Origin of the sequence: Actinomadura roseirufa, assembly GCF_900659635.1 — a bacterium.
Taxonomy (GTDB): Bacteria; Actinomycetota; Actinomycetes; order Streptosporangiales; family Streptosporangiaceae; genus Spirillospora; species Spirillospora roseirufa.
Genome location: NZ_CAACVB010000036.1, coordinates 22,607 through 47,791, shown reverse-complemented (window position 1 = coordinate 47,791; position 25,185 = coordinate 22,607). Strand labels below are relative to the sequence as shown.

The following is a 25,185-nucleotide window of genomic DNA, read 5'->3' as shown; positions in this document are numbered from 1 at the left end:
GGACGTGCCGGCGCACGTCGCCGCCGGCCTCGCGGCCGATCGCGATCGCCCGGCAGACCGGGCAGTCGCGGCACTCGGGCGCGCCGGTGGCGATGCGCGGCGGCTCGGCGGTCGCGCGGCTCCACACGTCGGCGGCGTCGTCGGCGTCGTCGGGGTCGTGCGCGTCGTCCCGGGTCGTGCGGCGGGGCCCGGGAGCGTCACCGGGACCGCCGCCGGAGCCGCCGAGGCGGCGGCGCAGCGTGTCGAAGAGCTTGGCCGCCTCGTCGAGGAGGTCGCCTGGCTGCTCGGTCATACCCACATCTTCCATTTTGTCGTCGGCGACACACGGTATCGCCCTCGCGACCTGCGGAGAACAGGTCAGCGCTCGACGTGCCGCTTGAGGCCGCGCAGAGCGGTGTCGATGATCCGCTTCTCGCCCTTGCGCCGGACCATCCCGATCATGGGGACGCGGACGTCGACCGCCAGCTCGTAGGTGACCTCGGTGACCCCGCCCTCCTCGGCCAGCCGGTACGAGCCGTGCAGGCCGGTGACGACCGTGCCCTTGTCCACCAGCTCCCACGCCACGCGGTCGTCGCCGTCCCAGGTGTAGGCCAGGCCGACGGTGTCGCTGAACGGGCCGCCGTCGAAGGTGAGCCGGGCGCGCCGGGCCCGGCCGTCCTCACCCGCCTCCTGGACGGTGAACGCGCGGACGCCGCCGGCCCAGTCCGGGTAGCGCTCCAGGTCGGCGATCACCGCCATGACCTCGGACTTCCCGGCCTTGACGGCGATGGACGAGCTCGTGCGGTCCGCCATCTGCGTGTCCCTCCGGATCGGCGGCACCCGTGCGGGGGAAGGTGCCTCTCTGAGCAGTATCGTTCACACGGACAGGACGTACGGAACCCCGCTGGCGCGGAAATGACCGACATTCACGCATTCGGTGCGCCCGATGCGGATCCGCCGGGCGAGCGGCTGGTGGACATGGCCGAAGAGCACGTACTTCGGCTGCGTCCGGAGAATCGCCTCCAGGACGGCCTCGCTGCCCCGCTCGAACCGGCGGGCCACGGTGTCGTAGAGCAGTTCGGGGACGGCGGGCGGGATGTGGCAGCACAGCACGTCCACCGCGCCGAGCGCCTCGACCTTGGCCGCGTAGTCCTCCTCGTCCAGCTCGTAGGGGGTGCGGTACTCGGTGCGCAGCCCGCCGCCGACGAAGCCGAACGTCAGCCCGCCCAGCTCGGCGGTCTGCCCGTCCAGCACCCGGTGGCCGGGACGCAGGTGCGGGCCCCACATGCGCGGGACGTCCACGTTGCCGTAGGTGAGGAGGGCGGGCGACGGCATCGCGGCGAACAGCTCCGCGTACTGCCGGTCGACGGCCCGCTCGATGTGCGGCCACGCGCCGCCGTCCAGGCCCGCCCAGAGGCCCTGGGAGAACTGGCGGGCCTCCTCGAAGCGCTTGCGCGTGCGCAGCGCGATGAACCGGTCGGCGTTCTCCTGGCCGAACAGGTCCGCGAAGATCCCCTGCGCGTGGTCGGAGTAGTCGATGAACAGGATCAGGTCGCCCAGGCAGACGAACACGTCCGCGCCGTCCGCCGCGTGCCGGAGCGCCTCCGCGCGGCCATGGACGTCGCTCACCACGTGGATCCTCATGAACCGACTCTAATGGGGCGTGCCCGGCGGCCGTGGACGCGCCCGGCGGCTCAGCCGCGGTCGGCGGCGGCCGACACCAGCGACCGCCACTCGTGCACCAGCGCGGCGTCGACGGGGGCGTCCCAGGCGCCGTCCGGGCGCACGGCCGTGCCCACGTGGAAGGCGGTCACGCCGGCCGCCGCGAGCACCGCGACGTGCTTGCGGCGCAGTCCCCCGCCCGCCATGATCATGTTCGCCGAGTCGGGGTCCTCGGTGGCCCGCCGGACGAGCACGTCCACGCCAGCGTCGACGCCCCGCGCCGAGCCCGCGGTGAGAACCGTGTCGAGCCCGCCGCCGAGACGGCGGACGACGTCCCACGCCTGCACCGGGTCGATGGCGTGGTCCAGCGCGCGGTGGAAGGTCCACGGCAGCGGCGCGGCGACGGCGGCGAGCTTGCCGGTGGCGGCGGCGTCGATCTGGCCGAAGGAGTCGAGGAAGCCGAGCACGAAGCCGTCCACGCCCGCCCCGGCGAGCCGGGACGCGGCGTGCCGGAGCCGGTCGAGCTCGGCGGCGGTGGTGCGGAAGCCCGCGTTGGCCCGCAGCATCACCCGCATCGGCAGCGAGGTGGCCTTGCGCATCGCGTCGACCACGTCGGGGTCGGGCGTGAGGCCGTCGGCGCCCATGTCGGCGACCACCTCGATCCGGTCGGCGCCGCCCTCCTCGGCGGCCCGCGCGTCGGCGGCGGTCAGCGCGATCACCTCGAGCAGCGACATGGCGTCCCCCGAATCACGTCCGTGGCGGCCGGAGTGCGGCCAGACCAAGCGTAGGCGACGGGGCGGCCGGCGCCAGGGGCACCGTGCGGTCTTTGCCGTGCCGTTAACCGCCGCGTCCTGCGAAACTGGGCGCTGCGGACGTTCGCCGCACCGCCGGCCGGTTTCCTACTCGTGGGTATCATCGGCTGCGGACATACCCCCGGCGACGTCCCAGCCGTCCGAGAGCAACCGAGGGAGTGGCCCGTGCGCGAGTTCAGCGTCCCCGCGATGGTGGAGGTCCCCGACTCCGCCAACCTGACCGACGCGCCGTTCACCCGGGCCGCCGAGCGACCCGGCGCGATCGTCCTGCGCCGGTGGACCGGCGGGGCGTGGAGCGCCGTCACCGCCGCCGGCTTCGCCGCCGAGGTCGCGGGCGTCGCCAAGGGCCTGGCCGCCGCCGGGATCGAGCCCGGCGACCGGGTCGCCCTGATGTCGCGCACCCGCTACGAGTGGACCCTCCTGGACTACGCGATCTGGACGGCGGGCGCCGTCGCGGTCCCCGTCTACGAGACCTCCTCCGACGAGCAGATCGAGTGGATCCTCGGCGACTCCGGCGCCCGGGCCGTGTTCGCCGAGACCGCCGCGCACCTGGCCTCGATCGAGCGGGTCCGCGGCGCGCTGCCCGGCCTCGCGCGCGTCTGGGGAATCGACGCGGGCGGCGTCGCCGAGGTCACCGCGCTCGGCGCGGACCTCAGCGACGACGTGGTCGCCGAGCGCCGCCGCTCACGCGGCGCCGCCGACGTCGCCACGCTCGTCTACACCTCCGGTACCACCGGGCGCCCCAAGGGCTGCGAGATCACCCATGGCAACCTGGTGCTGACGGCCCGCAACGCCGTGCAGGGCGCGATATCCGAGATCACGGTGGACGGCAGTTCCACACTGCTGTTCCTGCCGCTCGCGCACGTGTTCGCCAGGCTGATCGAGGTCGCCTGCGTCGAGGGCGGCATCGTGCTCGGGCACGGCGACGTGCCGAACCTGCTGCCCGACCTCGCGACGTTCCGGCCGACCTTCCTGCTGGCCGTCCCCCGCGTCTTCGAGAAGGTCTACAACGGCGCCGAGCGGAAGGCCGCCGCCGAGGGCAAGGGCCGGATCTTCGCGGCGGCGGCCGACACGGCCGTCGCCTACAGCCGGGCCCTGCAGGACGGCCGGCCCGGCATCGGCCTCAGGCTCCGCCACCGCGTCTTCGACGCGCTCGTCTACCGCAAGCTGCGCGCCGCCGTCGGCGGGCGGGTGCGGTTCGCGGTGTCGGGCGGCGCCGCGCTCGGCGAGCGCCTCGGCCACTTCTTCCGCGGCGCCGGCATCACGATCCTGGAGGGCTACGGCCTCACCGAGACCACCGCCCCCGCGACCGTCAACCGTCCCACCGCGATCAAGATCGGCACGGTGGGCCGGCCGATCCCGGGCGTGGACCTCCGCATCGCCGAGGACGGCGAGGTCCTCGTCCGCGGGATCAACGTCCTGCGCGGCTACTGGAACGACGAGGCCGCCACCGAGGCGGCCCTGAACGACGGCTGGTTCCACACCGGCGACCTCGGCTCACTGGACGAGGAGGGCTTCCTGCGGATCACCGGCCGCAAGAAGGAGATCCTCGTCACCGCGGCGGGCAAGAACGTGGCGCCCGCCCCGCTGGAGGACCGGATCCGCGCGCACCCGCTGATCAGCCAGTGCCTCGTCGTCGGCGACGGGCGCAAGTTCATCGGCGCCCTCATCACGCTGGACGAGGAGGCGCTCGGCCCCTGGAAGACCCGGCACGGCAGGCCCGCCGCGATGACGGTGGACGAGCTGCGCCGCGACCCCGGCCTGCTCGCCGAGATCGAGGCCGCGGTCGCGGACGCCAACCGGTCGGTCAGCCACGCCGAGGCCGTCAAGAGGCACACCGTGCTCGGCGTCGACTTCACCGAGGCGGCCGGCCACATGACGCCGAGCCTGAAGGTCAAGCGCACCGTGGTGATGAAGGACTTCGCCGGCGAGATCGACGCGCTGTACGCGTCCTGACCGGGGCTCAGCCCAGCGCCGCCACGGCGTGCTCGATCGGGACGTCGCCGTTGAGGAGGTCGAGCGTCCGGTGGCGCACGCCGGGCGCGGCGAGCAGCTCCGCGACGACCGCCGCGACGTCGTCGCGCGTCACCGGCCCGCTCCCGATCGGCGGCTCGGCCAGCGCGACCCGGCCGGTGCCGGGGTCGTCGGTGAGCCGGCCGGGGCGCAGGATCAGCCAGTCCAGGCCGCCGCGGGCGCGCAGGTCGTCCTCCGCCTCGCCCTTGGCCTTGATGTAGGCGGCCCAGACGTCGTCGCGCCCCGGGCGCGGCGGGTCGCCGGCGCCCATGGCGGAGATCTGCACGAAGTCCCGGACGCCCGCGCGCTCCGCGGCGTCCGCGAGCAGCACCGAGGCGGCCCGGTCGACGGTGTCCTTGCGCGCGGCGCCGCTGCCGGGGCCGGCCCCGGCGGCGAACACGACCGCGTCCGCGCCGGTCACCGCGTCGGCGACCTCCTCCACCCGCGCCGTCTCCAGGTCGCACACGACGGGCCCGGCCCCCGCCGCGCGGACGTCGCCGGCGTGCGCCGGGTTGCGGATGATGCCGAGCACGGTGTCCCCCCGCGCGGCCAGCAGCCGGGACAGCCGCAACGCGATCTGCCCGTGCCCGCCCGCGATCACAACGTTCATGCCGCGATCCTACGGACCCGGGAGGGCCGGTAGCGGGCGCGGCCGGTGCGGCGCGCCGGGGAACGGGGGCGGCGGCGCGCACCGGCCGCGCGTCCGAGCCGCGGACCGGTCTGCGCCGGTCCGGGCGGGTCGGGCTGGTCGGGCTGGTCAGGCGGACGGGCTGGTCGGGCGCATGCGGGGCTGGAGGATCAGCAGGCGCGTCCTCCGTTGATGCACGCCACGGCGCGCCGCATCAGGCCGTCCGGCATGACGTTGATGAAGTCGCCGTGGTCGGTGACCGGGTCGTGCCCCTGCTCGGGGAAGGTGTCCAGCGCGAACGCCAGCGGCCGGGCGGGCACGTCGTAGGTCAGCGTCATGCGCAGCTGCGGGACCGGCCTGGTCCCCTGCGGGCAGGCGCCGGAGCGCGGGTCGGGGAACACGATGTGGTCGCGGTGGTTCGCGCTGTCGGTGTTCTGCCCGTCCCAGCAGCTCGGGAAGTCCAGCACCCGCGTCACTTCGCCGCCGCGCGGGCAGAGCGGGTACCGGTCGGTGAACGCGCGGTCCGCGAACCCGGTGCACGTCCACCGCGCCCGCGCGCTGGCCGTCCCGTTCGTCCCGGCCTTCGCGTCGCCGGTGACGGCCCGCAGGAAGCGCGGCATCGCGGTCACCGCGGCGCGCGCGTTGCCGCGGAACTCCAGCCGCGCGGACGCGGGGGTCACGATCGAGCCGACGTTGCCGTCCCGGCGGCTCCGCTCCGCCGCCGCGGACCCGTCCCGCCCGGCGCGCAGCCGCACCACCGGCCAGTAATAGGTCGACCGGTCGCCGTTCGCGCACGTCGTCCCGGCCGCCGCGAGGCCGTCGTCGGTGGAGAACCCGTCGGTCGACTCGTTGCCGACGTAGTCGTGGACGTGGTGCGCGCCGTTGGTCACGCCGGGGGCCACGATGACGTTGTCGGGGTTGCTGTGCCGCAGCCCGGCGTTCCGCCCGCAGTTCGAGGTGAACGTCCCCCGGGAGCCGCCGCGGCCTGGCCTCGCCCGCGGCACCGCCGGGGCTTGGCGGACGTCGGCGAACTGGACGCGGTCGGGGCCCGGCTTGACGGCCTGCTGCTGGGGCTGGTCCGGCCGCTGGGGCTGGTCCTGGGTGCGCCGCTCGTTCGGGTTCTGGCCCTCGCCGTCCCGCCCGCCGTCTCGCCCGCCGTCCTGGCCCCGGTTCTGCCCGTCCCCGCCCGGATCGTCACGGCCGCCTCCCGGCGCGCCGTCCCGCCCGCCGTCCTGCGCGCCCCCGGGGAGGTCACCGGAGGCGCCGCCCGGGACGTCGCCTCCCTCCGGCGGATCGGTGGGCGCGACGGCGGCCGATCCGCCGCCGGCCCGCGGGCCGGCGGCCCCGGCCTGGGCCGCCTCCGCCGCCGACGCGACGAGGACGAGCGCGGGGACCATGACGGCGAACGCCTTCTTCGTTCTTCTCATGGGAGCTCCTCGATAAGGGGTGAATGCCGATCAGTGCAGGGCCGACCGGGTGACCAGGCCCGTGCTCTCCAGCAGGGACATGTGGGTGTTGACGAATTTCATGGCCCGTTCGGAGAACGCGCGGATCTCGGTGTTCTGGGTCTGCGCGCGGACCTTGGCGATGACGCTGAAGACCTGGCCGTGGGCGGCGCGCAGCCGCAGCACGAAGGTCCGGTCGTAGGCGGCGCCGAACGCGCCCGACAGTTCCCTCAGCCAGCTCTTCTGGCTGCCGTTGGGACCCCCATGCCGATCATCATCAGGCCGCCGGTGCCGCCGACCGCGGCCAGCCGGCGCGGCGAGCGCGCGAACCACGTCCGGGCGGCGTCGGCGGCCAGACCCCAGACGCTGTCGAGCAACAGGGCGATGGCGACGAAGATGAGGCCGAACAGCAGCATCTGCAGCGGGACGTGGCCGCGGTCACGGTCGACGAACTGCGGCAGGACGGCGGCGAAGAACACCGTGGTCTTGGGGTTGGTGACGCCGACCACGAACCCCTGCCACAGGTCGCGGCCCAGCCGGCCGCGCGGCGCGCCGTCCACCGCGACGGGCCCGCCGACCGCCGCTCCGAGCGAGCCGCGATGCCGGAACGCCCGCACGCCGAGGTGGATCAGGTACGCCGCGCCGGCCAGCTTCAGGGCGATGAACACCGGCTGGGACCGCGCGACGACCGAGCCGACCCCGAACGCGACCGCCGCGGTCAGGGCCAGCGCGCCGAGCTCGATGCCGGCGACGCTGGCCAGTGCCGTGCGCCGGCCGTGGGCGAGCGCCCGCCCGACCACGAAGAGCACGGAGGGGCCGGGGATCAGGATGATGGCCAGGGCCATCGCGGAGAAGGCGAGCGTCTGCTGCGTTGAGATCATGATCTGACGGTACGTACCGGACGTCGCGCGGCCCACCCGTTTTCTCCCTGGTCAGCACCGTCTGGTCAGCACCGTCTGGTCAGCACGGTCCGCTCAGCACCCAGTGCCGACCGCGCCGCGCGCCTCGGCCGCCACCGCCGCGCCGCCGGCCGGCACGGGATCGGCCGGCACGGGATCGGCCTGCACGGCGTCGGCCTGCACGGGGGACGGGCCGGTCCGGCGCTCCAGCGCCCCGGCGGCCGCGGCGGCGCCCAGCCCGGCGACGCCGAGCAGCGCGGCCACCCACAGGACGGAGGTGTAGCCGAGGCCCGCGCCGATGGCGAGCCCGGCCAGGGCGGGCCCGACGGCGTTGCCCAGGTTGAACGCCGCGACGTTCGCGGCCGACGCCATCGTCTGCGCACCGGCGGCCTTGTCCAGCACCCACGTCTGCAACGGCGGGATGGTGGCCGCGGAGACGATGCCGAAGACCGTCAGTGCCACCACCACGGCGGCCTTGTCGTGCACGGCGGCGAGCAGCACCACGGCCAGCACGGTGAGCAGGGCGAGCCCGGCGAAGAGGCTGGGCAGCAGGGCGCGGTCGGCGAAGCGGCCGCCGAGCGGCCCGCCCACGAGCATCCCCAGGCCGAGCAGGGTCATCACGACCGGGACGGCGCCCTCGCCGAAGCCGGTGATCTCGGTGAGCAGCGGCGCGACGTAGGTCACGATGGCGAGGACCGGCGCCCAGCCGAGCGCGGTCATCGCGAGCGCGAGCCAGATCCGCCCGCCGCGGAAGACCGCCAGCTCGCGGCGCAGCCCCGCCTCGGGCCGTGGCCCGCGCGGGACGAGCAGCGCGATGCCGGCGAACGCGGCCAGCCCGATCGCGGCGACCGCCCAGAACGCGGCCCGCCAGCCGAACTGCTGGCCGAGGAAGGTACCGAACGGGACGCCGAGGACGTTGGCGAGGCTGAGCCCGCTGAACAGCAGCGCGATGGCGCTGGCGCGCTTCTCGGGCCGGACGAGCTCGGCGGCGACCACCGACGCCACGCCCACGTAGGCGCCGTGCGCGAAGGACGCCACGATCCGCCCGGCCATGAGCGCGCCGAACGAGGGCGCGAGGGCCGACAGCAGGTGCGCCACGACGAACAGCGCCATCGTGCCGACCAGCATGGTCTTGCGGGGCAGCCGGGCGCCGAGGGCGGTGACGAGCGGCGCGCCCACCACCACCCCGGCGGCGTAGCCGGACACCAGGAGCCCGGCCGTGGGGATCGAGGTGTGGAAGTCGGCGGCCAGATCGGGGAGGAGCCCGGCGATGACGAACTCGGTCGTCCCGATGCCGAAGGCTCCCAGCGCCAGCGCGAGCAGCGCGAGGGGCATGACGTTCTCCTCGGGTAGAGTTGGACGGCGCCCGCAATAGAGAGCGTCAGCATTATTTGCAAACGCCTGATACTTGCGGACGCCTGCTATGTCACCACGCAAGGACTTGGGAAGCAACGTGAGGAGGCGTGAGCCGTGTCACGCTCCGACGAGGTCGAGGCGCGGGCCGAGGGCTGGCGCACACTGGCGGCGCTCCAGGCCCGCATCGAGGACGAGATCGAGCGCGCGCTGCAGGAGCGGCACGGCCTGAGCGTCAACGAGTTCTGCCTGCTGCACTACCTGGCCGAGCCCGGCGGGCGGCACACGCGGATGCAGCAGCTCGCGGCCCGGCTCGTCCTCAGCCAGAGCGCGACGACCCGGCTCGTGTCGCGGCTGGAGAAGCGCGGCCTGGTCACCCGTGTTCTCTCGGAGGAGGACCGGCGCGGCATCTACGCCGAGGCGACCGAGGCGGGGCGGGCCCTGGAGGCCGCCGCCACGCCCACCCACAACGCCGCCCTGGACGAGGCCATGACCAAGGCCGCCGCCGTCCCCGAGCTCACCCCGCTCGTCCAGGCCCTGGCGAGCCTCACGAACCTCAAGGTCGAGCCGCGGGACACGGCCGCCGCGGGCTGAGCCCCGGCGAGCCGCGGCCGGCGGCGGGCGCGGGTCAGCCGAGGGAGCTGCGGCGGATCTTGCCCGTCGATGTGCGGGGCAGCTCGTCCAGGAACGTCACCGAGCGCGGCACCTTGTGCGGGGGCAGCCGCCGCGCGGCCAGGTCGAGCAGCTCGCGTTCCAGCGCGGCCGTCGCCGCGAGTCCCGCCTCGGTCACCACGAAGGCGCGCAGCGCCCGCCGGGACGCCGCGGGGCCGCCGGTGGCGACCACGGCGACCTCCACCACCCCCGGGTGCTGCCCCAGGACGCGCTCGACCTCCAGCGGCTGGACCTGCTCCCCCGACACCCGCACCCGGTCGTGGATGCGGCCATGGTGGTGGACGAACCCGGCCGCGTCCACGTGTACGAGGTCCCCGGTGCGCAGCCAGCCGTCCGCTGCGAGGACCTCGGCGGTCTTCTCCGGCCGGCCGAGGTACCCCGCCATGATGGACGGACCCCGCACGTACAGCGCGCCCGTCTCGCCCGGCGCCGCCGCCCCGGCCCCCGTCCGGATCTCGATCTCGTACGGCGCGAGGACGACGCCCAGCGCGCCCCTCCTGCGCCGCCCCACGGTGTTGGAGACGAACGTGTGCCCGGCCTCCGTGCTGCCCAGCCCGTCCAGGACCGGGCAGCCGAGGATCTCCTCGGCCCGGTCGGCGAGCGTCGGCAGCAGCGGCTCCCCCGCCGAGACGGCCGCGCGCAGGGAGGCGAACGCGACCCGCACCGCGTTCCGGTCCGGCGCGCTCACCAGGCGGGCGTACCAGGTCGGCACGGTGAACAGCAGGGACGGCCTGTGCGCGCGCGCCTGCTCCACCGCTCCCCGCACGCTCGGCTGGTCCGGCCACAGGACGGCGGCGCTCCCGCTCAGCATGGGGAACAGGACCGTGGCGCCGAGCCCGAAGGGGTAGCACGCCTTGGACAAGGAGAACGTCAGGTCTCCCGGGGTCAGCTCCAGCGCGCCCAACGCCATCGCGTGGTAGTACGCGTAGGCGTCGCCGTGCCGGTGGACGGCCCCTTTCGGCCTGCCCGTCGTGCCCGACGTGTACTGGACGTAGGCGGACGCGTCGGGCGGCACCGGGACCCGCTCGGGGATCGTGGCGGGCTCGGCGGCCAAGTCGTCCTCGGTGAGCACGCGGGCGGGACCCGACCGCGCGGAGGCGGACCGCATGGAGATGGGCCTCATGGGGACGGGCCGCGTCGAGATGGGCCGCATGGAGGCGGACCGAGCCGAGGACGCGGGCCGCATGGAGGCCGGCCCACGAGAGGCCGGGCCTATGGACGCCGGGCCCGGGAACGCGGGGCCGGAGGACGCGGGGCGGGACGCTCGCGTCGAATCGAGCAGGGAGGCGAACCGGGGCGCCAGCGCCCTGGTGCACACGGCCACCGCCGGGCCCGCGTCGTCGACCAGGTAGGCGTGCTCCGGCTCGGCCTGCTCCGGGCCCGCGAGGACGGCCACGGCGCCCAGCCGCAGCGTCCCGAGGAACGCCGACACGAACGCGAGCGAGTCGGGCAGCGCGATGAGGACCCGGTCCCCGGTCCGCACCCCCACCGCGTGCAGGACTCCCGCCGCGCGCGCGCCGGAGTCGTGGACCTCCCCATGGGAGACGACGGCATCGCCCGAGTAGTACAGCGGCCGGTCACGCCATCCGAGTTCCTGAGCGCGAGCGGCCAGGGCGACCGCGAGATTGCCTTCCATCAGGGAAGCTCCTCTGCCGAGGCGACATGTGGAGACTACGCCCGGTACGCAGGCAATCACGAGGAGTTCGCGGCATTCGGTCCGGGAGCGGCCATGATCCGGCCCTCGGCGCGGATCCGGACGGCCCCGCGGCGGTCAGCCGTCCAGGACCTCCCAGCCACCGCTCCGGCGTACCAGCAACCGGTGCGTGAGCAGGCTTCCGGCGGGGACGTCCCAGGCCGGGTCGGCGCCGTCGCCGCGGTCCTCCGCCCACACCTGCGCGACCGCCCAGCGCAGCTTGTCGACCCCGTCGGGGTGGCCGGTGCCGGACGCGACGAACACGTCCCGCGCGGGCGCGGCCACGACCAGGTCGCCCTCCACGTCCTGCGCGAGCTTCTCCAGGAACCCCTCGTCCAGCAGCAGGCCCGCCTCCAGGCCACCCCGGCGCGGCGCCCCGCCGCCCGCGGCGGCCTGACCGCTCACCGGCCCGGCCACCGCCCCGGCCACGGCGCCGGCCATCGCGCCCGGGCCGCCGTCGCCGAGCGTCACCGTCACCGCCCGCACGTCCGGGTACCAGCTGAGGGCGAGGTCGGGCCGCCGGTTCCGCAGGTTGAGCACGGCGAGCCGGCGCAGGTCCGCGGGCGCCACGCCCAGCTCGGCGCAGTGCCGCCGGGCCACGTGCTCGTAGCGGCGGCCGAACGCCGCCGCCTCGTCCGCGAGCTCCAGCGCGTAGCCGACGTACAGGTCGCCGGCGAACGGGTCGCGGACCGGATCCTCCCCCGGCGGCAGCGGGAACTCCAGCTGGACCTCGGCCGGCACCCGGGCCTTCATCAGCGGGACGACGAGACTGGACCGCGGCTCGGTCACGTGCTGCTCCTCCTGGTGCCTTCAGCGCCCTCGGCGGACGGCGGCCGCGCGCCGGCCGCCTACGAGTGGATCACCCTATCGCCGTCGCGGGACGCGCGCCGGTTCCCTGACCTGTGCATGTGTCGGCCATGGCGCTCCGGGGGTAATGATCTCCCTTGGAGGGTGACCGTGAGCTTCTGGGAGTATCTGGGCGACCGCCGGGAGCTGCTGGTCTTCGAGACCTGGCAGCACGCGAGCATGGTGTTCCAGACCGTCCTGGCCGCGCTGGTCATCGGCGTCGCGGCGGGGATCGCCGTCCATCGCAGCGAGCGGCTCGCCACGCTCGCCACGGGCGCCGCCGGGGTGGCGTTCACAGTGCCCTCGCTGGCCCTGCTGGGCCTGCTCATCACCCCGCTCGGGCTGGGCGTCGCGCCGAGCGTGACGGCCCTGACGCTGTACTCGCTGCTGCCGATCGTGCGGAACACGGTCGTCGGGCTGACCGGCGTCGACCGCACGCTGGTGGAGGCGGCGCGCGGCATCGGCATGACGCGCGCCGCCGTCCTGCTGCGGATCGAGCTGCCGCTGGCCTGGCCGGTGATCCTCACCGGTGTGCGGGTCGCCACGCAGCTCGCGATGGGCGTCGGCGCCATCGCCGCCTACGTGTCCGGTCCCGGGCTCGGCGAGCAGATCTTCTCCGGGCTGGCCCGGCTCGGCGGCGCCAACGCCCTCAACATGACGCTGGCCGGGACGCTCGGCATCGTGCTGCTGGCCCTGCTGTTCGACGGCTGCTTCGTCGTCGTCGGCCGCCTGACGACCCCGAGGGGCATCCGTGACTGACACCGCGCCCGAAACGCCGCCCGGCCCCGCGCCCGCTCCCCCGCCGGACTCCGCGCGGTCATCCGGGGCCGCGGACGGCGAGGACCGCCGCGGCATCCGGCTGATCGAGGTGACCAAGCGCTACCCCGGGCAGCGCGCGCCCGCCGTGGACCGCGTGTCGCTGACGATCCCCGGCGGCGAGATCGTGGTGCTGCTCGGCCCGTCCGGCAGCGGCAAGACCACGCTGATGCGGCTGATCAACCGGCTGATCGAGCCGACGTCCGGCACGATCGTCGTGGCCGGCCGGGACGCGCTCGGCCTGGACCCGACCGAGCTGCGCCGCCACATCGGCTACGTCATCCAGAACGCCGGGCTGTTCCCGCACATGACCGTCGCCGCGAACATCGGCCTCGTCCCGCGGATGCTGAAGTGGGACCGGCGCCGCACGGCCGCCCGCGTCGACGAGCTGCTGGAGCTGGTCGACCTGGACCCGGGCGCGTTCCGCGGCCGCTACCCGCGCGAGCTGTCCGGCGGCCAGCAGCAGCGCGTCGGCGTCGCCCGCGCGCTCGCCGCCGACCCGCCCGCGCTGCTGATGGACGAGCCGTTCGGCGCCGTCGACCCGATCACCCGCGAGCACCTCCAGGACTCCCTGCTGAGGCTCCAGGAGGAACTCCGCAAGACGATCGTGTTCGTCACCCACGACATCGACGAGGCGCTCAAGCTCGGCGACCGGATCGCGATCCTCGGCGAGGGCTCGCGGATCGCGCAGTACGGGACGCCGCAGGAGATCCTGCTCGACCCCGCCGACGCCTACGTCGAGCGGTTCGCCGGCGGCGGCCGGGCGACGCGGCCGCTGCGCTTCTGCCGGGTCGGGGACGTGCCGCTGCGAGCCGTCCCCGAGGCGGCGCCCGGCGACGACGCGGCGGCCGTGCGGGAGCGGATCGGCGCCGCCGGGACGGGCTTCGCGGTCGTCCTGGACGAGGCGCGCCGCCCGCTGCGCTGGCTGTTCTCGGAGGACCTCGCCGGCGTCTCCGGGCCGGTCGGCGAGCGCGGCTCTCCGTCCGCCGAGCCCCTCCGGACCCGCGACACGCTGCAACAGGCCCTCGAACGGCTGATCCAGATCGACCGCGAGTGCGTCCCGGTCGTCGGAGCTCGCGGCGCCTACCAGGGCACCGTCACCCTCGCCACCCTGCAGAAGGCGCTCCGGGAGATGAGGGAACGCGCGAGGACCCGGCGGCCGGACACCGCCCGGACAGTGGACACCGCCCGCACAGTGGACACCGCTGCGGGGACGGAGGAGACGTGAGCGCCCCGGCCGCGCCGCGCCCCGCCCCCGCCGCGCCCGGCGCCGGGCCGCCAGGGGAACCGGCGGGCGCCCCGCGCGCGCCCGTCGGCCGCTCCTGGCGCGCCTTCGCCGCACCGGCCGGCGTCCTGGTCGCGGGCGCCGCGTGGATGCTCTACGTGGAGAACTCCGGCCTCGACGCGATCGAGCGGCGCAGCCTCGCCCCGCACTACGTGTGGGAGAAGACCTGGGAGCACGTCCAGCTCACCGCCGTGTCCACCCTGGCAGTCCTGGCCGTCGCGCTCCCGCTCGGGATCCTGCTCAGCCGCGCCTGGGCCCGTCCCGGCACGCCCATCGTGCTGGCGGTGGCCGACATCGGCCAGTCCGCCCCGACGATCGGGGTGGTGGTGCTGCTCGCGGTCGCCTTCGGCATCGGGTTCTGGACGACCGTCGTCGCGCTCGTGGCGTACGGGGTGCTGCCCGCCCTCCGCAACACCATGGTCGGCCTCCAGCAGGTCGACCCCGCGCTGACCGACGCCGGGCGGGGCATCGGGATGTCCCCCGCCGCCGTGCTCGCCCGCGTCGAACTGCCGCTCGCCTCACCCGTCATCCTCGCCGGGATCCGCACCACGCTGGTCCTGATGGTCGGCACCGCGAGCATCGCCTCGTTCGTCAGCAGCGGCGGCCTCGGCGACCTCATCACCACCGGCGTGACCACGCAGCGCACTCCCGTCCTGCTGACCGGCTGCGTCCTCATCGCGCTGCTCGCCCTGCTGGTCGACTGGCTGGGCGGGACGGCCGCCCGCCTCCTCGCGCCGAAGGGACTGTGATGGCCGCCCCCCGCCGGGCGCTCGCCCTGCTGCTGTGCCCCGTGCTCCTGTGCCTCCTGCCGCTCGCAAGCGGCTGCGGACTGAAGCCCGCCTCGGCGTTCATCCCCAGGGTCGAGCCCGCCGGCATCCGGCCCGTCCCCGGCCTGAAGGGCACGAAGATCCGGGTGACCTCCAAGGAGTTCACCGAGCAGCTGATCCTCGGCAAGATCGCGGTGCTGGCGCTCACGGCCGCGGGCGCGAAGGTCGCCGACCACACCAACGCGCAGGGCAGCGTCACCTTCCGCAAGTCCATCACCGGCGGCGACAACGACCTCGGCTGGGAGTACACCGGCACCGGCTGGATCACCTATCTGGGCCGCACGGACCCGATCGCCGACCCGCGCGCCCAGTTCGACGCCGTCCGCGACCTGGACCTGCGTGAGAACCACATCGTGTGGCTCGCGCCGCCCGCGCCGTTCAACAACACCTACGCGCTGGCCGTGACGGCGGCCGCGCAACGGCGGTACGGGCTCCGCGACCTCGCCGACATCGCGAAACTCCCGTCCGGGCAGCGGACGTTCTGCGTCGCGCCCGAGTTCTTCGCGCGCAACGACGGGTTCCGGGGCATGCTGCGGGCCTACGGCCTCTCCTACGGCTCGACCGTGCCCGCCGGGAACGTCCGGCAGATGTCCGAGGGCGTCATCTACCAGGCGCTCGGCAAGGGCCGGTGCACGTTCGGCGAGGTCACCACCACCGACGGGCGCCTCCAGGCACTCGACCTGCGCCCGCTGTCGGACGGCCGGACCTTCTTCCCCAACTACAACCCCGCGATCACCGTCCGGGAGCCGGTCCTGCGCAGGCACCCCGAGCTGACCGCCCTGTTCGCCGAGATCAGCCCGCGACTGACCACCAACGTCATGCGCGAGCTGAACGCCAAGGTCGACGTGAAGGGCGGCGACCCCGCCCTCGTGGCCCGCGACTGGCTGCGCTCCCAGGGCCTCGTCAAGTAGCGGTGAGCGGCATCACCGGGTCGTCCGCGACGGCGCGCGGACCTCCCGGCGGGACGACCGGCAGCCCGTCCGGTGCCCCCTGCTCGATCAGCCGCCACACGGCGCCGGTGTCCAGGTGCTCCTCCACGAGGTCGCCGAGCGCGTCCAGCGTGGCCTCGCGCAGCGCCGCGAACGACACGTCGGGCGCGGGCGTGAAGTCCCGCCCGGCCACCCGCGCGACGTCCCGGAGGAACGCCCGCCGGAACCCGTCGTTCTCCAGGGCGCCGTGCCAGGTCGTCCCCCACACCGCCCCTTCCCGGCACCCGTCGAGGAACGGGTCCCCGCCCTCGACGGTCACGACGCCGTGATGGATCTCGTAGGCGCGCACGTCCTCACCGTAGGCGCGCCCCTCAGGCCGCCCCAGCGTCTTCCCCTTTGCGAACACGACCCGCGTGGGCAGCAGCCCCAGGCCGCCGACCCGCCCGGCGCCGGACTCCACCTCGTCCACGATCTCCTGGGCGAGCATCTGGTACCCGCCGCAGATCCCGAGCACAGGACGGCCCTCCCGCGCCCGCCGCAGCACCTCCGCGTCCATCCCGCGCTCCCGCAGCCAGGCCAGGTCGCTCACGGTCGCCCGCGACCCGGGCAGCACCACCAGATCGGCCTCCGCCAGATCCCCCGCGCTCGCCGCGTACCGGACGGCGACGCCCGGCTCACAGGCCAGCGCGTCCAAATCGGTGAAGTTGGACATGCGCGGGAACCGCACGACCGCGACCCGAAGCGTCTCCCGCCCGTAGGCGGCCCCCGCGTCCGGACGCGGCGCGTCCAGCGCGAGCGAGTCCTCCGAATCCAGGTACAGCCCCGGCTTCCAGGGCAGCACCCCCAGCGTGGGCCGCCCGGTGAGCGCCCTCAACTGCCGAAGGCCCGGTTCCAGCAACTCCACCGCGCCGCGGAACTTGTTGATCACGAACCCGGCGATCAGCGCCTGGTCCCCCGGCTCCAGCAGCGCGACCGTCCCGTAGAGCGAGGCGAAGACGCCACCGCGGTCGATGTCCCCGACCACCACCACGGGCAGGTCAGCCGCCCGCGCCAGACCCATGTTCACGATGTCCCCGGCCCGCAGATTGATCTCCGCCGGGCTGCCCGCCCCCTCGCAGACCACCACGTCGAACTCGGACCGGAGCCCGGCCAGGCTCTCCCGCACGACCTCCCGCAGCCGCTCCTTGTGCGCCCCGTACTCCAGCGCGTCGACCTCCGCCACCGGACGCCCCAGCACCACGACCTGGCTGCGCCGGTCGCTCCCGGGCTTGAGCAGCACCGGGTTCATCGCCGCCCGCGGCACCACCCCCGCCGCCTGGGCCTGCATGTACTGCGCCCGCCCGATCTCCGCGCCGTCCTCGGTCACCATCGAGTTCAGCGACATGTTCTGCGCCTTGAACGGCGCGACCCGCACCCCCTGCCGGGCGAGCCACCGGCACAGCCCCGCGGTCACCACGCTCTTGCCCGCGTCCGACGTCGTCCCCGCGACCAGCAGCGCCCCGCTCATCGCCGCCCCCGCGCCGCGGCCGCCGCCGCGACGGCCGCCGTGCCCGCCGCCAGGACCGCCGCCGCGAACGTCACCCGCGCCGACAGCCGCACCGCCCGCCGCACGTCCCCGACCCGCGGCGCCCGCCCGTCCCCCATCTCCGGACGCCGCTCGACCAGCCCGCCGTAGGAGTTCGTCCCACCCAGCCTGACCCCGAGCGCGCCCGCGAACGCCGCCTCGCACCGCCCGGCGTTGGGGCTCGGATGCTTCCCGCCGTCCCGGCGCAGCACCCGCCAGGACTCCCCGCTCCCCGAGCACAGCACCGTCAGCAGGCCCGTCACCCGCGCCGGAACCCAGTTCGCCGCGTCGTCCAGCCGCGCCGCGGCCCAACCGAACCGGACATACCGCGCACTCCGGTACCCCACCATCGCGTCGAGCGTGTTCACGGCCCGGTAGACGAACAACCCCGGTACCCCCGCCACGGCGCCCCACACCAGCGGAGCGATCGCCGCGTCCGACGTGTTCTCCGCCAGCGACTCCACCGTCGCCCGAGCAAGCTCGTCCGCCCCAAGGCCCCGAGGGTCCCGGGCGCACAGGTGAGACAACCTCCCGCGCGCCCCCTCCAGGTCTCCACTCTCCAGGGCCCGCGCCATGAACTGCCCCTCACGCCCCAAGGACGTCCCACCCAGGACGGCCCACGTAGCCCCGGCGGTCACCAAAGCACGTGACACCCGTCCCCGCCCGAGCGACCCCAAGGCGAGACCAAGAGCCCCGGCGCCCCCCACCAGGACACCGGCGAACAGGGCCCCGCGTGCCCGCGAATCCCCGTATGTCCGCTTTTCTAGCCACATGGCCGCTCGACCGAATCCGGCCACCGGATGCCCGCGCCTCGGATCGCCCAGCAGCGCGTCGAGCACCACCCCGAGGATCAGTCCCTCAGGAGAGACGCGCATCGAGTTCATCCCAGTTCCGCTCCAGCCAGTCCTGGGCCCGCAGGATCCGCGGCCCGGCACCACCATGCCAGATCCGCGCCCAGCCGCCCCCGCGCCCGGCCCGCGCCTCCATCGCCCGATACGACCGCTCGAACCGCAGCCGCGCCCCCGGCAGCACCTCCCGGCGCATGTCACGATCCAGCCCGTACGCGTCACAGAAGACCCGCAGCCGCCGCCCCACGTCCGCCCGGTACAGCAGCGCGTCCCGGTCGGCGGGGTCGGCGATCGGCCCCCAGTGCCGCAACGCCGTCACCACGTCGTACAACCGCGTCGTCGGCCGCGCCAGATCGAAGTCGATCAGGGCCACCACCACGCCGTCCCGGAACACCACGTTCTCCGGCGTCACGTCACAATGCCCGATGATCTCCGGCGCCCCGTCCAGGTTCGACGCCTCCCGGTCCCACGGCTCGTCCGCCGGAACCCCGAACGACTCCACCGCCTCGTGGTAGCGCCGCAGCAGCCGCGCGACGCCCGCGAGCGCCTCCTCCGTCACCGCGTACCCCGGCAGCGGCCGGTGCGCGGTCTGCCCCGGCACCCAGCTGAGGATCTCCCGCCCCCGCCCGTCCACCCCGAGCACCCGCGGCGCCCCGTCGAACCCGACCCGCTCCAGATGCCGGAGAAGCCCGTGCACCGCCGGGCTGTGCGCCCCCACCGGCCTGCGCACCGTGTCCCCGACCCGCACCACGCCCTCCGTCACGTCCCCGCCGGAGAGCGGCACCTCCATGTTCACCACCACAGCACACCAAGATATGACCCCCTGGCCACCACCGCGCTCACGAGCCGCCGATTAGATGTGGAGCCTGGCGGGCCTCCCCCTTACACTGTGTCCCGGCGCCCCGCCGGGCCGCCGAGCGCCCGTAGCTCAGCTGGACAGAGCATCGGTCTTCTAAACCGACGGTCGCGGGTTCGAATCCTGCCGGGCGCGCCCCACCTGACCTGCGCAAACGCGCACTTACACAGCAAGATCCATGTCCAATATGTCCCCGCGTTAGCTCCATGTTCGCTCGGTAGTCGCCACCGTGTCGGCAGCCCCTTCGACCGGCCCCCGATCGTGTCCCCCGGAATCATGCGCCTGAAGACCGCCAGCCATGACGCCGTCTGGCCCCTGCACCGCACCGTCGACAGGTCTGAGCTTCCCCCCACGGCACGGACACCTTGATGTTGCCCCCGATTGACGGGCACGGTTGTTGAGAGAGGTAGGGTTCGGCGATCTTGCGAAGGAGATCGTTCTGGTGCCCAAGCCTTACCCGCCGGAGTTTCGTCGGCGTGCGCTGGATCTGCTGGAGTCGGGATGATCGGTGCGGGAGGTGGCCGCGTCGCTGGGCATCGCGGAGTCCTGCCTGCACCGCTGGAAGCGGCGGGACCTGATCGAGCGTGGCTTGAAGCCGCTCAGCCCCGCACAGGCCGAGTCCGCTGCTTTGTCTCAGGCTCGAGCGCGGATCGCCGAGTTGGAGAACGAGGTCAAGATCTGGCGCAAGGCCGCCGCGGCGATCGAGCAGGTGGTGCCCCCCAAAGCCCGCTTCGCCCTGGTGGCCGAGCCGGCCGTTGAGGGCGTCCCGGTCAAGCAGGCATGTCTGACCCTCGGAGTGTCCCGGTCCGGCTTCTACGACGCCCGCATCCGTCCTCCGTCGGCCCGCGCCATCCGCCAGGCGTGGCTGACCGATCAGATCACGGCCATCCATCAGGCATCGCGACAGACCTACGGATCACCCCGAGTGGGCGCCGAGCTCGTCCAGGGGCAAGGCGTGATCGTGTCCCGCAAGACGGTGGCGGTGCTGATGCGGCGGGCCGGCCCGGCGGGGCTGCCGCTGCGGCGCAGAGCCAAGCGGGTCCCCGCATCGGCGACGGTCACCGACCTGGTGAAACGTGGCTTCCACCGCGACGGACCGAACCAGCTGTGGGTCACCGACATCACCGAGCATCCCACTCGCGAGGGCAAGCTCTACTGCTGCGTGGTCCTGGACACCTACTCCCGCCGTGTGGTCGGCCGGGCCATCGATTCGCGGCAACGGGCCGACCCGGCCACCTCCGCGCTCGGCATGGCGATCGACTCCCGCGGCACCGCCGGACAAATCCCCAACCGGGGTCATCCACGCAGATCACGGCACCCAGTTCACCTCATGGACCTTCACCAAACGCGCACGCCGAGCCGGGCTGCCGCCCTCCCTGGGCACCGTCGGCGACCCCTACGACAACGCCGTGGCCGAGTCATTCTGGGCACGCATGCAGACCGAGCTGCTCGACCGGCAACGCCGGCGAACCCGCGTCGAACTCGCCAACGCGATCTTCGAATACATCGAAGGGTTCTACAACCGCCGCCGACGCCACTCCGCCCTGGACTACATGAGCCCGATACAGTTCGAAACCACCCACCCGCCGAACCTGATCTCCTCACCACCAAGTCCGTGAAACCGGGGCAACATCAGTGTCCGTGCAACGGGGGGAAGCTCAGTCCCTGCACCACCAGCGTGAGGACGATGACCACAGCGGTGACGACCACGATGAGTTCGCGGTCGAGGAACGCGGCGCCCGCGTCGGTGTATGTCGGCACCGACAGGGCTGCCGCCAGTGACACCGCGGCGTGATCAAGAATCAGCTTCCGTCTCCGGGGCCCCTTACGGGTGTGTCTCCGGACGCGCACGAGGGCTACAGGCGGCTCGACGGCGGTGAGTTGCCGTCCGGTCATTGGCTCCGTTCCGCTGTCGTGACGTGTTCAGGCCAGATCTGTACGAGGTGGTTCTCCATGGCGGCGTTCGTGGTGACGGTGAGCCGTACCCGGTAGATGACGTGCGGCCAGAAGTGGTTGGTCAGTGTCGCCACCTGTTCGTGCCATCCGCCGGGGACTACGCACATGAGTTCCGGGTGGGGGTGGCTGAGCCATTGCTGGCTGGTTTCGGCGACCGTTCCACCGGTGGGCGGTTCGGGCGCGGTTGGAAGGATGTGAAGGTCGAGGTCGACTTCTCGCGCCTGCGTCATGATGAGGAGGGCCGCTCCGTCGAAGGTGCCGCCGATTTGTGTCGTGCGGGGGTCGTCGTGGGCCGGCATGGTGTCGATGGCGACGTGTTTCCCGCGCCATGTGGGTTGGCGCAGCACGTAGCCGCTGGCGCCGCCAAGGCCGAAATGAAGTTCCGCGTGCTGTGGTGGTCCGGCATCGTGCGCCGGTAGCTGTATCTGGTCAAAGATGCTATCGAGAGTGCGCAGGCATGCGTCGGTTTCTTCGGCTTCTTCGGGGTCACCCGAGAGGGCGAGCGCAGTCCGGTCGAGTTCGGCGACGACGACGTCCCATTGCCTCGCGGTGAGCGTTATGTGGACCTGTGGCAGGGTCGCGTCGTGCCAGCCGATGGATTCCCGGATGGCCAGGCAGTCGGCCACGATGCCACGCGGGTCGCCCCGCTGGGGTTCGGTGGAGATCCCGGAATCCATGGACTGGGCGATGGTGTTGGCCTGCGCACCAGTGAGCGCTACGGGCGGGAGTGTGGGGAGCATGGTGATCCTCAGCGGGTCGGGGGTGCGAGACGCGGCCAGGGTACCCACTCCGAAGGAGCGGGTACCCTGGCGTCGATATCCCTAGTGGGCTAGTACAGGTCGCACTGCTTCACCGTCGGGATCTTCTCCTTGGGTGGAGCGTTGGTCACCCACACCCAGTATGGATCGCCCTGGATGTGCTTTCCGCCCTCGTCAAGCGACGGCAGGATCCGGTTCGGCTTGTAGAGGACGTTCTCCAGAGCGTTGCCGTGTGCGGAGTTCTGCGGCCCGGGCAGGAAGGCGCACGAACGACGCAGGCTCGTGGTGCCCCCCTCCTCGCTGGAGGCGTAGGGGTACTCGTCGCACGACAGGCCGAGCGAGGACGCCTTCTGCTGGAAGGCGGGGGTGCACACCTTCCTGCGATTCGCATCGATCTTATTCGGGTCGATCCGGTGCAGCGGGTTGCCGTAGTTGATGTGGCCGTAGTGCTTGAGGTTGTCGCGCACTTCAATGGCATACAAGTTGTGCTTGACCACCTCCCGGTAATCCCCATATTTCGTGTCCGCGTTCGCGTAGTCGATGGAAAAGATCGCGGCGGCCGCGTTACCCATGTAGAACACGCAGCCGTGACCGCCGATGTAGGTCTCCTTGTCGCAGCGGACGTTGAACGGGTCGTCCACCGGATGCGCGGCGCCGTCGCCCGGCCATGCGTGATCGGTGTTGAGGGTCAGGATGATGGTCGGGTTGGTGTATCTGATGCTGCCCTCGCCAGGGATCGATGTCGGCAGCTCGTAGTAGGTGTAGGTGTTCGGGAAGATTCTTTTCTTCACGGGGGTGGGCTTCTCGCATTGGTTCTGCGGGCAATCCAGGGAGGCCACGAACCACGGTGCCGCCTCGAACAGCTCAGCGGACATGCTGGTGACGGTCACGCCGGCCTGCATCAGCCAGGTGGGGTTCTTCGCGCTCAGTGTCGCCCACACGTCCCAGCGGAAGATGCCAGCGACCGCGCCGGTGTCCTCGTTGAGGATCCGCCCCGTGTCCTCGTAACAGGCGTGGAAGCGGTCGTAGTTGGTCTGACCCGGCTTCTTGGAGCACAGGGCTTGGGGCGGGGTCGGGTCGGCGGCGTTGCGCTTGATCTTCGACCGCGCCGGCGCCTTGGGAGCCCTGGCCGGGTCGATCCGCTCGATGCACCACCGCGTCGGCCCGTTGCGCCGGACCCTTTTTCTGTGCCCCGCGCGCGACGTGTTGCACTTGTGCTGTTTGGGCGCCGCACGCTGCCGTTCCAGAAAGCCCTTCACCGCCGCAGGGTCATTGGGGTCGCGGCGGAACTCCGTCCCTTCGGTGGATGATCCCGCCGGTGAACCGTCCGCATCCGGGCTCGGCGTGAATGCGGTCAACGAGATCGACAGAACGCTTGCCGCCGCAGCGACCAGCAAGGGAAAGCGACGCCGTTTCATCGGCGACCTCATCCGCAGATCGTTTCGAACGCGTCGGCCTTGTTGTCGGCGGCGGTTCCGACGTTAACCGACTCCGCCCCCGGGTTCTCGGTCCACAGGGTCGTCGGCGGCTGCGTGGCCTGGTCATATACCACCACGGTGTGCTTGGTGCGGTTCTGCCAGGAGGAGGTCTTGTTCCCGAACCCGTAGTCGGTGAGGAACTGCCACAGGCCGGTCTTGCCGCAGTCCCGGAAGGTGAGTTTCCTTCCGGTGAAGTCTTTGCCGTCGTAGAAGCAGTAGGCGCCGGTCGCGCACGGGTCGGCGGCGGCCATGTCGGCGGGGATGGTCAGGGTCACCCTGCCGTCCCGGTAGCTGACCTCGTTGGCGCCGGTTTGGGCTCCGCCGGGGAACTTGGCGAGCTGATCGTCGATCTGAACCTGAACGCCTGGCTGAACGGGAGTTGGCGGGACTTCCTGACCTTGCGCTGGGAGGGCGCTTACCACCATTCCGGCCATCGCCACGAACCCACATGCGGCTGTCCTGATTCTCATTCCTAGCCCTCTCGGGTGGGGGAGTTGGAATGCGGGGTTGAGGGAAACTTAAGAGCTCATCCCGTGAAGATCAAGAGGTTTGCAGAGCATGGGAGTAAAGTATCTTTTACTTGGCCGTCATTGGACAAATTCAACATGCTCCGACCGTATATCCGCAGCTAGAAGGCGAGGAAAGTTTCTTTCATCACACCCGAACGATACATGCCGAGACTAATCTTCTTAACAGTTGAAGTGATCGCAATCACATTTCACCATTACTCGCGCTTTCAAGTGGGTCCCGAGAGGAGACGCCTTTCAGGGCCCGCCGCCGGGGGGTGTCCCTATGGGATTCGTCAAGCCGCTCGGGTGGCGGGCGTGCGTGTGGGTTGGTAGGGCTGTTTATCGCGGAGCACGGCGTCGATGACGTCTGAGTGCGTGTTTGAGAAGTTGATCTAGGTCGGTGTGGCTGCGTGATGTCGTGTGCTGGTTCGTGCAGGGTGGCGTGGTGGCTCGGACGTCGCGTTACCCCTCGGACCTGACCGATCAGGAGTGGGCGCTGGTGGAGCCGCTGCTGCCACCGGCCGGCAGCGGTGGCCGCCCCGAGAAGCACTCGCGGCGCGAGATCGTGGACGCGGTGCTGTACGTGGTGCGCACCGGCTGCCCGTGGCGGCAGCTGCCCGCCGACTTCCCGCCTGGCAGACGGTGTACTGGTACTTCGTGCGGTGGGAGAAGCAGCGGGTCACGCTGCGGATGCTCGATGTGCTGCGGCAGCAGGTCCGCCAAGGCGAGGGCCGTGACGCCGACCCCAGCGCGGGCATCATCGACTCCCAGAGCGTCAAGGCCGCCGACACCGTCGGCCGGGGCACCCGCGGGTACGACGCGGGCAAGAAGGTGGCCGGACGCAAGCGCTTCATCGTCACCGACACCCTCGGCCTGCTCATCACCGTGACCGTGTGCGCAGCGAGCGTCCAGGACCGCGACGGCGCCAAGGGCGCGCTGCTGGGGTTGTATCTGGCCTCGCCCACCTGCCGGTTCGTGTTCGCCGACGCCGGATTCTCCGGACGCCTGGTCGACTGGGCCACCCAGACCCTGCACACCACGATCGACATCGTCCGCAAACCCACAGACCAGAAGGGGTTCGCCGTGCTGCCCCGCAGGTGGGTGGTCGAACGGACGCCAGCCTGGCTCACCGCACACCGGCGGCTGGCCCGCGACTACGAACGCCACCCCGCCACCAGCGAAGCCATGATCCGATGGGCCGCCATCGGCCTGATGACCCGCCGCCTGGCACGTGGCGGGCGACCCGCGGTCCGCTAAGGCCCATGCCCCCTCACATACCAATAACAAGATCCTTCTCAAACACGCACTTAGATGGCGTCTTAGCCCTGGTCGGTCCACATGAGATCAAATCCCGGGA

25 protein-coding genes, 1 tRNA gene and 1 pseudogene are annotated in these 25,185 nt (G+C 72.6%); 9 read left to right on the top strand and 18 right to left on the bottom strand.

Going from position 1 to position 25,185, the window contains the following annotated elements:
• The 4 genes from E1291_RS11125 to E1291_RS11110 all read right to left on the bottom strand — a co-directional run.
• A partial coding sequence (locus E1291_RS11125) for a hypothetical protein (RefSeq protein WP_207400674.1) occupies positions 1 to 292 on the bottom strand: 292 nt, incomplete at its 3' end.
• A gap of 65 nt (positions 293 to 357) precedes the next feature.
• The gene (locus E1291_RS11120) at positions 358 to 792 is read right to left on the bottom strand and encodes an SRPBCC family protein (RefSeq protein WP_131737671.1); all 435 of its coding nucleotides are present in this window, start codon (positions 790 to 792) and stop codon (positions 358 to 360) included.
• Positions 793 to 855: 63 nt separating this feature from the next.
• On the bottom strand, positions 856 to 1,623 hold the full coding sequence (locus E1291_RS11115; RefSeq protein ID WP_131737670.1) for a metallophosphoesterase family protein: 768 nt from the start codon (positions 1,621 to 1,623) through the stop codon (positions 856 to 858).
• Between the two features lie 50 nt (positions 1,624 to 1,673).
• Positions 1,674 to 2,375, bottom strand: a complete 702-nt coding sequence (locus E1291_RS11110; protein ID WP_131737669.1) for a copper homeostasis protein CutC — start codon at positions 2,373 to 2,375, stop codon at positions 1,674 to 1,676.
• Between the two features lie 243 nt (positions 2,376 to 2,618).
• On the opposite strand from E1291_RS11110, the gene E1291_RS11105 reads away from it, so the two are divergent.
• Positions 2,619 to 4,409, top strand: a complete 1,791-nt coding sequence (locus E1291_RS11105; protein WP_131737668.1) for an AMP-dependent synthetase/ligase — start codon at positions 2,619 to 2,621, stop codon at positions 4,407 to 4,409.
• A 7-nt stretch (positions 4,410 to 4,416) separates the two neighbouring features.
• On the opposite strand, the gene E1291_RS11100 is transcribed toward E1291_RS11105, so the two are convergent.
• The 5 genes from E1291_RS11100 to E1291_RS11080 form a co-directional block, all read right to left on the bottom strand.
• On the bottom strand, positions 4,417 to 5,076 hold the full coding sequence (locus tag E1291_RS11100) for an NAD(P)H-binding protein (RefSeq protein WP_131737667.1): 660 nt from the start codon (positions 5,074 to 5,076) through the stop codon (positions 4,417 to 4,419).
• Positions 5,077 to 5,264: 188 nt separating this feature from the next.
• A complete protein-coding gene (locus E1291_RS11095; protein ID WP_131737666.1) occupies positions 5,265 to 6,521 on the bottom strand; it encodes a DUF1996 domain-containing protein in 1,257 nt (418 codons plus the stop codon).
• A 30-nt stretch (positions 6,522 to 6,551) separates the two neighbouring features.
• Positions 6,552 to 6,725 carry a hypothetical protein gene (locus tag E1291_RS43860; RefSeq protein ID WP_242614071.1) on the bottom strand — a complete coding sequence of 58 codons (174 nt, stop codon included), beginning with the start codon at positions 6,723 to 6,725 and terminating at the stop codon, positions 6,552 to 6,554.
• 44 nt (positions 6,726 to 6,769) lie between these two features.
• Positions 6,770 to 7,420: a LysE family translocator gene (locus E1291_RS11085; protein WP_131737664.1), complete on the bottom strand. Its 651-nt coding sequence runs from the start codon at positions 7,418 to 7,420 to the stop codon at positions 6,770 to 6,772.
• Between the two features lie 93 nt (positions 7,421 to 7,513).
• Positions 7,514 to 8,773 carry an MFS transporter gene (locus tag E1291_RS11080; protein ID WP_131737663.1) on the bottom strand — a complete coding sequence of 420 codons (1,260 nt, stop codon included), beginning with the start codon at positions 8,771 to 8,773 and terminating at the stop codon, positions 7,514 to 7,516.
• 135 nt (positions 8,774 to 8,908) lie between these two features.
• Here E1291_RS11080 and E1291_RS11075 point away from each other — a divergent pair, with 135 nt between their 5' ends.
• Positions 8,909 to 9,385: a MarR family winged helix-turn-helix transcriptional regulator gene (locus tag E1291_RS11075; RefSeq protein ID WP_131737662.1), complete on the top strand. Its 477-nt coding sequence runs from the start codon at positions 8,909 to 8,911 to the stop codon at positions 9,383 to 9,385.
• A 34-nt stretch (positions 9,386 to 9,419) separates the two neighbouring features.
• Here E1291_RS11075 and E1291_RS11070 read toward each other — a convergent pair whose 3' ends face one another.
• On the bottom strand, positions 9,420 to 11,099 hold the full coding sequence (locus tag E1291_RS11070) for an AMP-binding protein (RefSeq protein WP_131737661.1): 1,680 nt from the start codon (positions 11,097 to 11,099) through the stop codon (positions 9,420 to 9,422).
• Between the two features lie 135 nt (positions 11,100 to 11,234).
• Positions 11,235 to 11,945: a DUF1444 domain-containing protein gene (locus tag E1291_RS11065; protein WP_131737660.1), complete on the bottom strand. Its 711-nt coding sequence runs from the start codon at positions 11,943 to 11,945 to the stop codon at positions 11,235 to 11,237.
• Positions 11,946 to 12,113: 168 nt separating this feature from the next.
• On the opposite strand from E1291_RS11065, the gene E1291_RS11060 reads away from it, so the two are divergent.
• The 4 genes from E1291_RS11060 to E1291_RS11045 are packed head-to-tail and all read left to right on the top strand — an operon-like array spanning position 12,114 to position 15,841.
• Complete coding sequence (locus E1291_RS11060) at positions 12,114 to 12,761, top strand: ABC transporter permease (protein ID WP_131737659.1); 648 nt, start codon at positions 12,114 to 12,116, stop codon at positions 12,759 to 12,761.
• A complete protein-coding gene (locus E1291_RS11055; protein WP_131737658.1) occupies positions 12,754 to 14,046 on the top strand; it encodes an ATP-binding cassette domain-containing protein in 1,293 nt (430 codons plus the stop codon). Before E1291_RS11060 ends, E1291_RS11055 begins: the two co-directional genes overlap by 8 nt.
• On the top strand, positions 14,043 to 14,852 hold the full coding sequence (locus E1291_RS11050; RefSeq protein ID WP_242614070.1) for an ABC transporter permease: 810 nt from the start codon (positions 14,043 to 14,045) through the stop codon (positions 14,850 to 14,852). Before E1291_RS11055 ends, E1291_RS11050 begins: the two co-directional genes overlap by 4 nt.
• Positions 14,852 to 15,841: a glycine betaine ABC transporter substrate-binding protein gene (locus E1291_RS11045; RefSeq protein WP_131737657.1), complete on the top strand. Its 990-nt coding sequence runs from the start codon at positions 14,852 to 14,854 to the stop codon at positions 15,839 to 15,841. The genes E1291_RS11050 and E1291_RS11045 overlap by 1 nt, the downstream gene beginning before the upstream one ends.
• Here the strand turns inward: E1291_RS11045 and E1291_RS11040 are convergent.
• The 3 genes from E1291_RS11040 to E1291_RS11030 are packed head-to-tail and all read right to left on the bottom strand — an operon-like array spanning position 15,834 to position 19,061.
• Positions 15,834 to 17,366 carry a cobyric acid synthase gene (locus tag E1291_RS11040; RefSeq protein WP_131737656.1) on the bottom strand — a complete coding sequence of 511 codons (1,533 nt, stop codon included), beginning with the start codon at positions 17,364 to 17,366 and terminating at the stop codon, positions 15,834 to 15,836. The two genes, E1291_RS11045 and E1291_RS11040, sit on opposite strands and share 8 nt — an antisense overlap.
• On the bottom strand, positions 17,363 to 18,298 hold the full coding sequence (locus E1291_RS11035; protein ID WP_131737655.1) for a cobalamin biosynthesis protein: 936 nt from the start codon (positions 18,296 to 18,298) through the stop codon (positions 17,363 to 17,365). The genes E1291_RS11040 and E1291_RS11035 overlap by 4 nt, the downstream gene beginning before the upstream one ends.
• Positions 18,282 to 19,061: a phosphotransferase gene (locus E1291_RS11030; RefSeq protein ID WP_131737654.1), complete on the bottom strand. Its 780-nt coding sequence runs from the start codon at positions 19,059 to 19,061 to the stop codon at positions 18,282 to 18,284. The genes E1291_RS11035 and E1291_RS11030 overlap by 17 nt, the downstream gene beginning before the upstream one ends.
• Before the next feature lie 127 nt (positions 19,062 to 19,188).
• Between E1291_RS11030 and E1291_RS11025 the strand changes: the two genes are divergently transcribed.
• Positions 19,189 to 19,262: transfer RNA gene (locus tag E1291_RS11025), tRNA-Arg, on the top strand.
• A gap of 307 nt (positions 19,263 to 19,569) precedes the next feature.
• Positions 19,570 to 20,746, top strand: a pseudogene (locus E1291_RS11020) (IS3 family transposase).
• Between the two features lie 13 nt (positions 20,747 to 20,759).
• Here the strand turns inward: E1291_RS11020 and E1291_RS41915 are convergent.
• From E1291_RS41915 to E1291_RS11005, 4 genes are all read right to left on the bottom strand, one after another.
• Positions 20,760 to 20,912 (bottom strand): hypothetical protein, encoded by a 153-nt coding sequence (locus tag E1291_RS41915; RefSeq protein WP_165495065.1) that lies wholly within the window; start codon positions 20,910 to 20,912, stop codon positions 20,760 to 20,762.
• A 107-nt stretch (positions 20,913 to 21,019) separates the two neighbouring features.
• Positions 21,020 to 21,823 (bottom strand): hypothetical protein, encoded by an 804-nt coding sequence (locus E1291_RS11015; protein WP_131737653.1) that lies wholly within the window; start codon positions 21,821 to 21,823, stop codon positions 21,020 to 21,022.
• A gap of 89 nt (positions 21,824 to 21,912) precedes the next feature.
• The gene (locus E1291_RS11010; RefSeq protein ID WP_165495064.1) at positions 21,913 to 23,259 is read right to left on the bottom strand and encodes a NucA/NucB deoxyribonuclease domain-containing protein; all 1,347 of its coding nucleotides are present in this window, start codon (positions 23,257 to 23,259) and stop codon (positions 21,913 to 21,915) included.
• An 8-nt stretch (positions 23,260 to 23,267) separates the two neighbouring features.
• Positions 23,268 to 23,753: a peptidase inhibitor family I36 protein gene (locus E1291_RS11005; protein WP_242614072.1), complete on the bottom strand. Its 486-nt coding sequence runs from the start codon at positions 23,751 to 23,753 to the stop codon at positions 23,268 to 23,270.
• Between the two features lie 517 nt (positions 23,754 to 24,270).
• Here E1291_RS11005 and E1291_RS11000 point away from each other — a divergent pair.
• Positions 24,271 to 25,085, top strand: a protein-coding gene (locus tag E1291_RS11000; RefSeq protein WP_131737675.1) for an IS5 family transposase whose coding sequence is annotated in 2 segments (ribosomal slippage) — positions 24,271 to 24,460 and positions 24,460 to 25,085 — 816 coding nt in all. Because the reading frame shifts where the segments join, the coding sequence is not laid out codon by codon here.
• The last annotated feature ends 100 nt before the right edge of the window (positions 25,086 to 25,185 follow it).

Coding starts and splice junctions, on each gene's coding strand:
- E1291_RS11095 (WP_131737666.1), bottom strand. CDS start 6,521: ATGAGAAGAACGAAGAAGGCGTTCGCCGTCATGGTCCCCGCGCTCGTC.
- E1291_RS11015 (WP_131737653.1), bottom strand. CDS start 21,823: ATGCTCCCCACACTCCCGCCCGTAGCGCTCACTGGTGCGCAGGCCAAC.
- E1291_RS11100 (WP_131737667.1), bottom strand. CDS start 5,076: ATGAACGTTGTGATCGCGGGCGGGCACGGGCAGATCGCGTTGCGGCTG.
- E1291_RS11085 (WP_131737664.1), bottom strand. CDS start 7,420: ATGATCTCAACGCAGCAGACGCTCGCCTTCTCCGCGATGGCCCTGGCC.
- E1291_RS11080 (WP_131737663.1), bottom strand. CDS start 8,773: ATGCCCCTCGCGCTGCTCGCGCTGGCGCTGGGAGCCTTCGGCATCGGG.
- E1291_RS11070 (WP_131737661.1), bottom strand. CDS start 11,099: ATGGAAGGCAATCTCGCGGTCGCCCTGGCCGCTCGCGCTCAGGAACTC.
- E1291_RS11010 (WP_165495064.1), bottom strand. CDS start 23,259: ATGAAACGGCGTCGCTTTCCCTTGCTGGTCGCTGCGGCGGCAAGCGTT.
- E1291_RS11115 (WP_131737670.1), bottom strand. CDS start 1,623: ATGAGGATCCACGTGGTGAGCGACGTCCATGGCCGCGCGGAGGCGCTC.
- E1291_RS11005 (WP_242614072.1), bottom strand. CDS start 23,753: ATGGCCGGAATGGTGGTAAGCGCCCTCCCAGCGCAAGGTCAGGAAGTC.
- E1291_RS11030 (WP_131737654.1), bottom strand. CDS start 19,061: ATGGAGGTGCCGCTCTCCGGCGGGGACGTGACGGAGGGCGTGGTGCGG.
- E1291_RS11120 (WP_131737671.1), bottom strand. CDS start 792: ATGGCGGACCGCACGAGCTCGTCCATCGCCGTCAAGGCCGGGAAGTCC.
- E1291_RS11040 (WP_131737656.1), bottom strand. CDS start 17,366: ATGAGCGGGGCGCTGCTGGTCGCGGGGACGACGTCGGACGCGGGCAAG.
- E1291_RS11110 (WP_131737669.1), bottom strand. CDS start 2,375: ATGTCGCTGCTCGAGGTGATCGCGCTGACCGCCGCCGACGCGCGGGCC.
- E1291_RS11045 (WP_131737657.1), top strand. CDS start 14,852: ATGGCCGCCCCCCGCCGGGCGCTCGCCCTGCTGCTGTGCCCCGTGCTC.
- E1291_RS11035 (WP_131737655.1), bottom strand. CDS start 18,298: ATGCGCGTCTCTCCTGAGGGACTGATCCTCGGGGTGGTGCTCGACGCG.